A 12061-nucleotide genomic window follows, 5' to 3' on the forward strand; every position below is an offset into this window, starting at 1 on the left:
GGGCGTGCTCCCGAGAGGTGTGGTGGCGGCGGGGGAGTTCACGACGTTCGAGCGCCGGTGGGTTGTGCCTGCGCTTCGATCACCAGCGCGTGGCCGGGCCGGTTGGCCAGGCCCGGGGCGGCCAGGCCGACCTGGGCCAGGTAGCGGCCGGTCAGGGTGAGGGCGGTCGCCCGCTTCGCCCAGGCGGGCCAGGTGTCCTCGGGGGAGGAGAGCTCGGGGCGCACGCCCACGGTGTAGCGGGTCTCGGGCTCCAGCCCGGGGAGGCGTACGGGCGCGCCGTTCTCGGCGACGGAGGTGTTGAGCTGGACGTAGGCGAAGACGGCGTGGGAGCGGTCCCGGGAGACGACGCCGTGGACCCAGGCCGCCGGGTCGGGATGGTCGGTGCGGACGACGTCGCCGCTGTGGAGCAGCGGGCGCAACTGCTTGTAGGCGCCGATCCACGCGGTGAGTGCGTCCAGGTCGTCCTCCGGCCAGGTCGAGACGTCCGATTCGATGCCGGCGTGTCCGAACAGCGCGGTGGCGCAGCGGAAGGCGAGTCCGGTGTCGCGGTGGCTGATGTGGGCGGGGGAGGAGCCGACGTGGGAGCCGATCAGCTCGTGGGGCAGGAGCAGGCCGGTCCAGCGCTGGATGGCCTGGCGTTCGATCGGGTCGATGTTGTCCGATCCCCAGATCCGGTCGGTGCGTTCGAGGATGCCGAGGTCGGCGCGGGCGCCGCCGGAGGAGCAGGACTCGATCTCCAGCCCGGGGTGGCGGCCGCGCAGTTCGTCCAGCAGCCGGTAGACCGCCGTCGTCTGCGCGTGCACGCCGGGTCGGCCGTCGTGGACGGCGTCGGCGAGGTCGCGGTTGTGGTCCCACTTGACGTAGTCGATGCCCACGTCCCCGACCAGGGTGCTGATCCGCTCCAGCAGGTAGGCGTGGGCGTCGGGGTGCGCGACGTCCAGGACGTGCTGGCTGCGCTGCTCGAAGGGGAGGCGGTCGGGGTCGGCGAGGAGCCAGTCGGGGTGGGCGCGGGCCAGGTCGGAGTCGGGGTTGACCATCTCGGGTTCGAACCACAGGCCGAACTGCATGCCGAGCGCGTGGACGTGGTCGGCGAACGGGCGGAGTCCGTCGGGCCACACCTTCTCGTCGACGTACCAGTCGCCGAGGCCGGCCCGGTCGTGGCGGCGGTGCCGGAACCAGCCGTCGTCCACGACGAACCGTTCCACGCCGACCTGGGCCGCGGTCCGCGCGACGGTGCGCAACCGCTCGGGGTCGTGGTCGAAGTAGACCGCCTCCCAGATGTTCAGGGTGACGGGCCGGGCGGTGGCCGGGTGCTGCGGCCGGGCCCGGAGCATGGCGTGGAAGGCCCGGCTGATCCCGTCCAGACCCGTGCCTGAGGCCGCGAAGTAGACCCACGGGGTCCGGTAGGACTCGCCCTCCGCCAGCCGGATCTCGCCCGCGTCCAGGAGTTCGCCGCCGCCGAGGACCGTCGTCCCGTCGGGCAGCCGCTCCGCGTACTGGACGTGGTTGCCGCTCCAGGCGGGATGCACGCCCCAGACCTCGCCGTGCCGGAAGCCGAAGCCTTCGGTGCCGGCGAGCAGCAGCCCGGCGTCGAAGCCGGTGCGGCCGCGGCGGCTCTCCTTCGACCGGACGCCGTGGCGCAGCGGGGAGCGCTGCGGGGAACGCTCCCGGGCCCACCGGCCGGCGAAGTCCAGCAGGTCCGCGGCGTGGGCGGGGACCGGCAGCACGCACGCCAGCACGTCCAGGGTGTAGGCGTCCGCGGCCGTGTTGGTCAGGGTGTGGCGCAGCCGCACCACGCCCTGCTCCGTCATCTCCAGCTCGGTGTCCAGCGCGAGCCCCGCGCCGGGGTCCAGGGCCCGCACCTGGACGGTGCCGCCCCGGCCGTCCTCGGCCTGTACGGCGACCGGTTCGGCGAGCGCGAAGCGCAGCGGGCGGACCCGGCCGTCGCGGTGTCCGGACAGCGCCGGCCGTCCGAACCAGCCCCAGCCCTGCCCCTGGGAGGGCAGCAGGCTCCCGGCCTGGTGACGCGGGGTTCGGCCCATGGCGTCGAGCACCTGCGTGGCGTCGCCGGCGCGGATGCCGGGGTCGACGCCCCAGTGCAGTACCCGGGGCAGCGCGGGTCCGGTGGTGTCGAGCGCGAGGGCCGTGTCACCGGCCGAGAGCACGACGAGGTTCGCCTCAGTCATTTCGTCCTCGTTCAAGGGGATGGTCCTGGTGCGCGGTCCGGGGAGGGTGAGTCCGGGAGGTCAGCCGAGCCGGGCCGCGACAACGGACCCTTCCCGCAGGAGGACCGGGATGCGCTCCAGCGGGGCGTCGATGTCGTGCGTCGTTCCGCCCTCCAGCACCCGTCCGGCCGCCGGGTCGAGCCAGCGGGCGCCGGACGGCAGGTACACCCGGCGGACCCGGGCACCCGGCTCGTACACGGGAGCCACCAGCACGTCCGGGCCGAGCAGGAACTGGTCGTCCACCGCCCACGCGCGTTCGTCCTCGGGGAAGTCGAAGAACAGCGGGCGCATCGGCGGCGCACCGGTGCGGTGGGCGTCCTCGGACAGCGCGTGCAGGTACGGGCGCAGGCGCTCGCGCAGCAGCAGGTGGTCGCGAAGGATGCCGTACACCTCCTCCCCGTACGACCAGACCTCGTTCGGCCCGCCGGTCATGTCCGCGGAGAAGGCCGGGTAGTTGGGCTTCCGGTCGCCGTGCAGCCGCATGACCGGACAGAAGGTGCCGTACTGGAACCACCGGACCAGCAGCTCACGGTAGGCGGGGTCGTCGGGGTCTCCGCCGAAGAAGCCGCCGATGTCGGTGGTCCACCAGGGGATGCCGCTCATCGCGACGTTCAGGCCGGCCCGGATCTGTCGGCCGAGGGAGTCGAAGGTGGTCGGGATGTCGCCGGACCACAGCAGGGCCCCGTGGGCCTGGCTGCCCGCCCAGGCGGAGCGGACCAGCGACAGCGGACGGTCCTCGCCCGTCGCGCGCAGGCCGTCGGCGACCGCGCGGGTGTGCAGTACGGGGTACAGGTTGGCGACCTCGGCGGCCGGTCCGGCTGCGTAGACGGCGCGCGCGGCGAGGTCCGGCGGCAGGTCGGGCTCGCAGGCGTCCAGCCAGAAGCAGGTCACGCCGTGCGCCCGGTAGTTGGCGTCCAGCCGCTGCCACAGCGCGGCGCGCGCCGCGGGGTGGGTGGCGTCGTAGTACGCCATCGGAGCGAGCAGTGACTCCTTGTTGTCCCGGGTCGGCCAGGGGAAGGTCAGCAGCCCGCCGGCCGCGTCCCGGACGAGCTGCCCGGCCGAGCGCAGTTCGTCGTGGCTGTCGCTGCCGGGCTCGACGGTCGGCCACACCGAGACCGCGAGCTTCACCCCGAGCTCCGCCAACTCCGCCACCATGGACGCCGGTTCGGGCCACTCGTGCTCGTCGAAGCGCCAGTCGCCCATCCGGGGCCAGTGGAAGAAGTCGCAGACGATGACGGCCAGCGGCAGTCCGCGCTCCCGGTGCTCCCGTGCGACTGCCAGGAGTTCGTCGCGGGTGCGGTAGCGCAGCTTTGACTGCCAGAAACCCGACGCCCAGTCAGGGAGCAGCGGCGGTCGGCCGGTGGCCAGGGTGTAGGCGTCCAGGATCTGCGCCGGTGTGTCGCCGGCGGTGACCCAGTAGTCGATGCGCCCGCCGGCGTCGGCGGTCCACCGGGTGGCGTCGGCGCCCAGCTCGACCCGCCCGGTGGCGGGGTTGTTCCACAGCAGCCCGTAGCCGCGCGAGGAGTGCAGGAAGGGAACGGCCGCGACGGTGTTGGCCTGGACGAGGTCGATCACACAGCCTTTCTGGTCCAGTCGACCGTGCAGGTGCTGGCCGAGTCCGTGCAGCCGCTCACCGTCGTACGCCTCGAAGGACTGTTCCGTCCGGCCGCCGGCCCCATGGATGCGGGAGCCGGTGTGGTGCGCGTGCGGGCTGCGCTCGGTGAGGAGTTCGCGGCCCGAGGCGGCGTGAAGGAACGTCAGCCGGCCGTCCGCCGAGGCCTCGACCGCGATCCGGCCGTTGACCAGTCGGGCGGAGCCGTCGTCCGCCCCGGACAGTTCGGCGTGCGGGGCCGGCGCCGGGTCCCCCAGCGCACCGGGGGCGGCGGGGTCGACGGTCCCGGACGAGGCCCGCACCCGGACGGCGTCCGGCCCCCAGGGCTCGATGCGGAGGATCTCCGCCTCGGCGTGCCGTTCCAGGCCGCCTGCGCGAATGCTGAAGGACAAGGGTCGGTTCCTCTGTTCGTCTCGACCGCCCGGACGTGTGCCGTGCGGTGACCGCGGCCGGCGTGGCCGGTGGCGCTACGCGGTTCGGGGCCCGTCCCCGTGGACGGGGGGTGCCCGGGTGGTGACCGCGACGGCGAAGTCGTCGGCGCGGAAGTCGGTCGGCTCCGACGATGCCGGGCGGGAACACGCGAGGTCTCCGTCAGGAAGGCATCGAGAGTGGGGAGTTCGCCGCCCGCACGACGGTGCGGGCGGGCGGGCACAGGAGCCGACTCCTCGACGATAGGATCCGAGTTCCCGCGATGTCTGCACCGTTTCGAAGCGAGAAGTTCTTGGATCCTCAGGGTGCCCTGGTCGACGAACCGTCGTACCTGCGCGGCTGGTCCGGTCGGCCGACGCTGATGTCGACGGCCCACCGGCACGACGACCTGGAGATCAACTTCGTGGCCGACGGCGGATCAATGGTCTACCTCTACGGCGGTGAGCTCCTCGAGGTCGCGGCGGGCGGCCTCGCCGTGTTCTGGGCGGCCGTCCCGCACCAGTTGGTGGCGAGCGGGGCGGTGCGCGCCCACTGGCTGCACGTGCCCTTCGACCGGTTCCTGGCCTGGGGGCTGCCGCAGGCGCTGCTCACCCGGGTGCTCTCGGGCGTGCCGACGGTCGCTCCCCCCGGCTGTGCCGAGGCGAGCGACCCGGCGAAGTTCACCCAGTGGGCCGCGGATCTGGCCGCTGGCGACGACGAACTGCACCACATCGCGATGCTGGAGATTCAGGCGCGCGTCCGACGCCTGGCACTCGCCGCGGTCGGCGCTCCGGCGCCCCGGTACGCCGGTGACGATCCGGCCCTGCGTCAGGCGATGTCCATGGCGCGCCACATCGCGCACCACTTCCGCGAGCCGATCACCGTCGCGGACGTCGCGGCCGCCGCGAACATCCACCCGACCTACGCCATGACCCAGTTCCGCAAGGTCGTGCGCACCACCATCGGCGACTACGTGAAGCTGTACCGGCTCGCCGAAGCGCGCCGGCTACTGGTGTCCACCGACCTTCCCGCGAGCCAGATCGCCACGGCCGCCGGCTTCGGCTCGGTCAGCCGCTTCTACCGCGTCTTCACGGACGCGTGCGGAACCACCCCGGCGGGGTTCCGGCGCGGCCGCGGGCGCTGAGCTACCGTCAGGCGCTCACGACCGGGACGGGATTCTGCCCGCCGACTCCGCGTCGGCACCCGAAAACGGCGCTTGCACGCCCCTGGACACCTGCGAGGCACCGGGTCTATAAACGTGGGATCACCCCCGATTCCCGCCGTCGGCTGCCGCCGGGAATTTTTGTTAGCGCTAACATTTTGCAGTCGCCCCCACCACCGCGAGAGCCGCTCGCACAAGGACGACAAGGCTGACATGTACCGATCCACTTTCCGTCGTGCGCATCCGTTCACCGCACTCGCCTCCGCCTTCGCGGTCCTGGCCGCGCTGGCGTCGTTGCTGGTCGCCGGCCCGGCCCAGGCCGCCACCACCGGTGCCGTGCGCGGCGTGGCCTCCGGCCGGTGCCTCGACGTGCCGGGTGCCAGCCAGACCGACGGCACCAGCCTGCAGATCTACGACTGCTGGGGCGGGACCAACCAGCAGTGGACGTTGACGGACAGCAACCAGCTGACCGTGTACGGCAGCAAGTGCCTGGACGTTCCGAACCACGCCACCACCGCCGGGACCAAGGTGGTGATCTGGGCCTGCAGCGGCGGTACGAACCAGCAATGGCGGGTGAACGCCGACGGCTCGATCGTCGGCGTGGAGTCCGGGCTGTGCCTGGACGTCTCGGGCGGCGGGACCGCCAACAGCACCGCGGTGCAGCTCTGGAACTGCACCGGCGCGACCAACCAGCGGTGGACCGGCCTGACCACCACCTCCTGCGCCCTCCCGTCCACCTACCGCTGGTCCTCCACCGGCGCGCTCGCCCAGCCCAAGAGCGGGTGGTACTCCCTGAAGGACTTCACCACCACCACGTACAACGGCAAGCACCTGGTCTACGCGACCTACTCCGACGGCAACTGGCACTCGATGGGCTTCAGCCCCTTCACCAACTGGTCGGACATGGCCACGACCACCCAGACCGCGATGAGCTCGTCCGCGGTGGCGCCCCAGCTGTTCTACTTCGCGCCCAAGAACATCTGGGTGCTGGCCTCGCTGGGCTGGGGCACCTCCTGGTCCTTCAGCTACCGCACGTCCACCGACCCGACCAACCCCAACGGCTGGTCCGCGCCGCAGAACCTGTTCACCGGCACCCTCCCGACCGGCGGCCCGATCGACCCCACCCTGATCGCCGATGACCAGAACATGTACCTGTTCTTCGCCGGCGACAACGGCTCGATCTACAAGTCGACCATGCCGATTGGCAGCTTCCCGGGCGCCTTCGGCTCCTTCACCACGGTGATGAGCGACACGGTGAAGAACCTGTTCGAGGCGCCGCAGGTCTACAAGGTCCAGGGCCAGAACCAGTACCTGATGATCGTCGAGGCCCGGGGGGCGACCGAGCAGCGCTACTTCCGCTCGTTCACCGCCTCCAGCCTCAACGGTCCGTGGACCGCGCAGGCCGCCACCGAGGCCAACCCGTTCGCGGGCAAGGCCAACAGCGGCGCCACCTGGACCAACGACATCAGCCACGGCGACCTGGTCCGCAACAACCCCGACCAGACCATGACCATCGACCCCTGCAACCTGCAGTTCCTCTACCAGGGCATCGCTCCCGGCACGCCGAGCGGCACCCCCTACGAGAACCTGGCCTACCGGCCGGGCCTCCTCACCCTGCAGCGCTGACCCGACACCCGCGATCCGGGGAGCCCCGGCCGGTGGACCGGCCGGGGCTCCTCCGGGTACGGGGGTTCAGGCGGGGCAGGGCAGTTCGGCCTCCGTGGTGCCCGCCGGGCGGGTGTGCAGCGGCCCGTCCGGTCCGCCGAGGCGCACGGACCAGGCAGCGGTGGAGTCGGTGCGGACGGTGAGGCGGTCGCCGGTGCGGCGGAGCTGGAAGCGCGCGCTCTCCCCCACGCCGTCGCTGCGCGGGACGACGACGGTGCGCTCCGCGCCGTCCGCGAACGCGTGCACCAGCAGGGTGACGCCGTCGGCCCAGTCGGAGACCGGGCGGGAGTCGTCGGCGGCGAGCGGGATGACCGAGTCGGGGCGGGCCAGCAGCGGCAGGGTGGCGAAGCCGTGCGTCTCGCGGACCCAGCGCGGGCCGGTGAGTTGATCGCCCGTCAGCAGGTTGGTCCAGGTGCCCGCGGGGACGTAGTAGTCGACCTCGCCGGAATCGGTGAAGACGGGGGCGACCAGCAGGTCGTCGCCGAGCAGGTACTGCCGGTCCAGCGGGGCGGCCGCCGGGTCGTCGGGGAACTCCAGGACCATGGCGCGCATCACCGGCGTGCCGTGCAGGTGCGCCTGCTGGGCGGCGCGCTGCAGGTAGGGGGCGAGGCGGTGCTTGAGGCGGGTGAAGGCCCGGGTGACCTCGACGGCCTCCTCGCCGTAGTCCCACGGCACACGGTAGGACTTGCTGCCGTGCAGGCGGCTGTGCGAGGAGAGCAGCCCGAACTGGACCCAGCGCTTGAACACGGTGGGGGTGGGGGTGCCCTCGAAGCCGCCGATGTCGTGGCTCCAGAAGCCGAAGCCCGACAGGCCCAGCGACAGCCCGCCGCGCAGCGACTCCGCCATGGCGTTGAAGGTCGACTCGCAGTCGCCGCCCCAGTGCACCGGGAACTGCTGCCCGCCCGCCGTCGCCGACCGGGCGAACAGCACCGCCTCGCCCTCGCCGCGCTCCTCCCGGAGCAGCTCGAACACGGCCTTGTTGTACTGCTGGGTGTACAGGTTGTGCTGCTTCTCCGGGTCGCCGCCGTCGTGCCACACCACGTCGGTGGGGATCCGCTCGCCGAAGTCGGTCTTGAAGCAGTCGACGCCCTGCCGCAGCAGCCCGCGCAGCCGCTCGGTGTACCAGGCCGTCGCTTCCGGGTTGGTGAAGTCGACCAGCGCCATGCCGGGCTGCCACAGGTCCCACTGCCAGACAGTGCCGTCGGCGCGCCGCACCAGGTAGCCCTCGCGCCTGCCCTCCTCGAAGAGTTCGGAGCGCTGCGCGATGTACGGGTTGATCCACAGGCAGATCTTCAGGCCCTGCGTCTTCAGGCGGGCGAGCATGCCCTCCGGGTCGGGGAAGGTGTCCGGGTCCCAGACGAAGTCGCTCCAGTGGTAGCCGCGCATCCAGAAGCAGTCGAAGTGGAAGACCGAGAGCGGGATGCCGCGCTCGGCCATGCCGGAGGTGAACCGGGTGACGGTCGCCTCGTCGTAGTCGGTGGTGAAGGAGGTCGACAGCCACAGGCCGAGCGCCCAGGCCGGGGGCAGCGCGGGCCGGCCCAGCAGGCCGGTGTAGCGGGTCAGCACCTGCTTGGGCGTGGGCCCGTGGAAGACCAGGAACTCCATCGATTGGTCCTCGACGCTGAACTGCACCTGCCCGACGGTCTCGCTGCCCACCTCGTACGACACCCGGCCCGGGTGGTTCACCAGCACCCCGTAGCCGCGGCTGCTGAGGTGGAACGGCACGTTCTTGTAGGCCTGTTCGCTGGTGGTGCCGCCGTCGGCCTGCCAGATGTCCACCACCTGGCCGTTCTTGACGAACGGGGTGAAGCGCTCGCCCAGGCCGTACACGGACTCGCCGACGCCGAGCGCGAGTTGGGCCACCATGTGGTGGCGGCCCGCGGCGTCGACGGAGAACCCGAGGCCGCGGCCGCCCAGTTCGGTGATCGGCTCGCCGTCGGCCAGGAACTCCGCGCGCCACGGCCCTTCGGTGTCCACCCGCAGGGTCAGTCCGCCGGAGCGGAGTTCGACCACCGAGCCGTCCCGCACCACCTTGCCCGCGCCGTCCTGCTGCCCGACGAACTCGAACCCGCCGCCGGGCCGCACCGACCCGGCGTGGTGGGTGAACCGGACGGCGATCACGCCCTCCGCCGGGGAGTGGCAATCGACGGTCAGCAGCGGAGAGTTGAGGGTGTCGGCCCGATTGGTGACGTGCCGCAGCGGCGCCCAGAGGGTGAACCGGTCCTCCTCGGCACGGACATCGGCGACCTCGGCGGCGTAGCGGTTGGTCACGCCGGGGCGCATCAGCCAGTAGCCGTCAGTGAACTTCATCGGGTGGATCCTCCGTTCGCGCGGTGCGCGATGGTTCGGCCCCGGGGCGGGTTGCGGTCTCCCGGGTGCTCGGGCGGGGCGTTCGGTGCGGGGTCAGTCGGCGTCGGGGGCGAGCCCGCGCGCGTGCAGCCAGGCCAGTTGGGCCGGCGGGTTGGAGCCGCAGCCGCCTGCGTGGTCGGCGAACGGCCAGACCGTCATGGTGCGGTCCTGGCCGGCGTACAGGTTGTAGGCGGCGTAGACGGTGCGCGGCGGGCAGATCGGGTCCATCAGGCCGACGCTGAACAGGGCGGGCGCGGTGGCCCGTTGGGCGAAGTTGACGCCGTCGAAGTAGGCGAGGGTTTCGAAGGTCGGCTGCACGCGGTGGCGGCTGTGCCAGCGCAGGTACTTGACGAGCTCCTGGTACGGCCCGTCCAGGGACAGCTGCGCGCCCTGGAGGTAGTGGCACAGGAAGGGCACGTCCGGCATGACCGCCGCGACCCGGTCCCCCGTCAGACCGGCTGCGGCGAGGGCGAGTCCGCCGCCCTGGCTGCCGCCGGTCAGCACGATCCGCTCGGGGTCGAGGCCGGGCAGCTCGGCGACGGCGTCCACGGCCCGGACGCAGTCGGTGATCAGCCGCCGGTAGTAGTAGTTCTCCGGGGAGTCGATGCCGCGGGTCATGAAGCCCTCGGCCCACTGGGTGCCGTCGCCCGTGGTCCGGTCGGGGGTGTCGTGCCCCTGTCCCCGGCTGTCGACGACGAGTTGAGCGTAGCCCGCGGCGGACCAGAGCAGGTGCTCGGTGGGCACGCCGCGACCGCCGCTGTAGCCCTGGTAGCCGACCACCACGGGCAGCGGGCCCTGCGCGCCGCGCGGGCGCAGCAGCCAGGCGGAGACCGGTTCGCCGTTCCAGCCGGGGAAGCGCACGTCCTCGACCTCGACGGTGCGCAGTCCGTACTGCACGGTGGCGGGCTCGGCCTTCACCTCGCCGCCGTGGGCGCGGGCCTCGGCAAGGGTGCGCTCCCAGAACGCGTCGAAGTCCTGCGGGAGGGTCGACTCGGGCCGGTAATCGGCGAGTTCGTCGAGCCCGAGGTCGGGGAGCGGCATGGGGGCTTCCTCCGGGTGCTGCGAGGACGAGGTGGCGTGGTGGGGCGTGAGCAGCGACATGCGGGCCGCCTCCGGGCGGCGGGTGAGGGGGTAGGGGCGGATGTGGGCAGCGACGGGCGGCCCGTCTGTCAGGAGCGGGCCGCCCGTTCTCGGCGTCCTTCGGCCCGTCTGTCAGGAGCGGGCCTGAGCCTGTCTTCAGTCGGTCCGGCCGAAGCGCAGGTCGCCGAGGCGGAACGCGCCGTGCAGGTGCAGGCGCAGCTCGTGGATGCCGTCCGGCCGGTGGGTGAGCGGGGCGGCGGCGGTGGTCCAGGTGTAGCGGTCGCCGGTGGCCGGGACGTCGATGTCGGCGAGCACTCGACCGCCGGCTTCGACGACCAGGCGGGCGGTGCCGTCGGTGTCCTCGCGGGCGATGCCGGCCTCGATCCGGGCGGCGCCGGTGAGGTCGAGCGCGCGGTAGCTCAGCACGGCTCCCGCGGCGGGGTCGGCGGGGGTGACCGCGTCGCCGCGGGTCTTGTCGGCGTCCACGATGGCGATGCCGGTGTGGTCGTCGAAGTCGACTGCGGCGAGGGACTGTTCGACGACGGCGCGGGGTGCGGCGGGGGTACCGGTGACGGCGAGCGGGGCGACCGCCAGGGGGTGTTCGGCGGAGCGGGCCGCGATCACCTCGTAGTCGCCGGGGTCGACGGTGAACGCACCGGTGGCCACGTCCCAGTGGGCGAGGGCGGAGGCGGGCAGCTCGAAGACCAGCTCGCGGCTCTCGCCGGGCTCCAGCCGGACCTTGCGGAAGTCGGCGAGGCGCAGCCGCGGCGCCTGGTAGCGGGCGTCGAGGGCGCGGACGTACAGCTGGAGGACCTCGCTGCCGGCGCGTCGGCCGGTGTTGCGGACCGTCAGGGCGGCTTGCACGGTGCCGTCCTGACCGGTCGCCGGCTGGGAGAGCGTCAGGTCGCCGTACTCGAAGGCGGCGTAGGACAGGCCGTGGCCGAACGGGTAGAGCGCGGGGCTGCGGTGGTACTGGTAGGTCCAGCCGGCCTTGATGATGTCGTAGTCGAGCGGGTGGGGCAGCGGGTCGTCGCCGCGGTACCAGGTCTGCGGGAGCCGGCCGCCGGGCTCGGCGTGGCCGAGCAGCACGTCGGCGAGGGCGGCGCCGGCCTCCTGGCCGCCGTGGGAGGTCCACAGCACGGCGGGCAGCCGCTCGTCGGCCCAGTCCACCGCGTACGGGTAACTGCTCATCAGCACCAGCGCGGTCTGCGGGCGGACGGCGGTGACGGCGCGCAGCAGGTCGTCCTGGGCGGGCGGCAGGGCGGTGCCCTTGCGGTCCTCGGTCTCGCGGCCGTGGATCAGCGGGTGGTTGCCGAGCACGACGATCGCCAGGTCGGCGTCGGCGGCGGCGGCCACCGCCTCGGCGCGGCCGTCGCGCAGCACCTCGCGCTGCCAGGACTCGGCGTCCTCGGGGCGCTCGGCGGTCACCCGCACGGTGCCGTCGGCGTCGAGGGCGGCGTACTGCCCGGTCGCGGCGGAGCGCAGCAGGACGGTGCCGTCGGCGGCGTCCTCCAGGCGGAAGGTCTCGGTGACGAACCAGGTCTTGATCACCTGGGCGTC

General features: G+C 72.8%; 7 protein-coding genes. 2 read left to right on the forward strand and 5 right to left on the reverse strand.

Annotated elements, in window-relative coordinates:
• Nucleotides 1–38: 38 nt before the first annotated feature.
• Together ACWD4U_RS06215 and ACWD4U_RS06220 are read right to left on the reverse strand one after the other, a co-directional pair.
• Entirely contained in the window at nt 39–2186 is a 2148-nt protein-coding gene (locus ACWD4U_RS06215; RefSeq protein ID WP_363459893.1) for an alpha-galactosidase, read from the reverse strand.
• A gap of 60 nt (nt 2187–2246) precedes the next feature.
• Nucleotides 2247–4229, reverse strand: coding sequence for a glycoside hydrolase family 31 protein (locus ACWD4U_RS06220; protein WP_363459892.1), 1983 nt, complete (start codon nt 4227–4229; stop codon nt 2247–2249).
• A 329-nt stretch (nt 4230–4558) separates the two neighbouring features.
• On the opposite strand from ACWD4U_RS06220, the gene ACWD4U_RS06225 reads away from it, so the two are divergent.
• Both ACWD4U_RS06225 and ACWD4U_RS06230 read left to right on the forward strand, forming a co-directional pair.
• Complete coding sequence (locus tag ACWD4U_RS06225) at nt 4559–5389, forward strand: helix-turn-helix domain-containing protein (RefSeq protein WP_363459891.1); 831 nt, start codon at nt 4559–4561, stop codon at nt 5387–5389.
• Between the two features lie 231 nt (nt 5390–5620).
• A complete protein-coding gene (locus ACWD4U_RS06230; protein ID WP_363459890.1) occupies nt 5621–7033 on the forward strand; it encodes a non-reducing end alpha-L-arabinofuranosidase family hydrolase in 1413 nt (470 codons plus the stop codon).
• Nucleotides 7034–7099: 66 nt separating this feature from the next.
• Here the strand turns inward: ACWD4U_RS06230 and yicI are convergent, their stop codons facing one another.
• From yicI to ACWD4U_RS06245, 3 genes are all read right to left on the reverse strand, one after another.
• Complete coding sequence (yicI, locus tag ACWD4U_RS06235; protein ID WP_363459889.1) at nt 7100–9382, reverse strand: alpha-xylosidase; 2283 nt, start codon at nt 9380–9382, stop codon at nt 7100–7102.
• Between the two features lie 93 nt (nt 9383–9475).
• Entirely contained in the window at nt 9476–10522 is a 1047-nt protein-coding gene (locus ACWD4U_RS06240) for an acetylxylan esterase (protein ID WP_449787119.1), read from the reverse strand.
• Between the two features lie 135 nt (nt 10523–10657).
• On the reverse strand, nt 10658–12061 hold a 1404-nt coding region (locus tag ACWD4U_RS06245), incomplete at its 5' end, for a glycoside hydrolase family 3 C-terminal domain-containing protein (RefSeq protein WP_363459888.1).

Source organism: Kitasatospora sp. NPDC002522, from assembly GCF_053595195.1.

Bases quoted from the DNA above. Each gene is read 5' to 3' on its own strand.
- ACWD4U_RS06230 (WP_363459890.1), top strand. From the start codon at position 5,621: ATGTACCGATCCACTTTCCGTCGTGCGCATCCGTTCACCGCACTCGCC.
- ACWD4U_RS06215 (WP_363459893.1), bottom strand. From the start codon at position 2,186: ATGACTGAGGCGAACCTCGTCGTGCTCTCGGCCGGTGACACGGCCCTC.
- ACWD4U_RS06240 (WP_449787119.1), bottom strand. From the start codon at position 10,522: ATGTCGCTGCTCACGCCCCACCACGCCACCTCGTCCTCGCAGCACCCG.
- yicI (WP_363459889.1), bottom strand. From the start codon at position 9,382: ATGAAGTTCACTGACGGCTACTGGCTGATGCGCCCCGGCGTGACCAAC.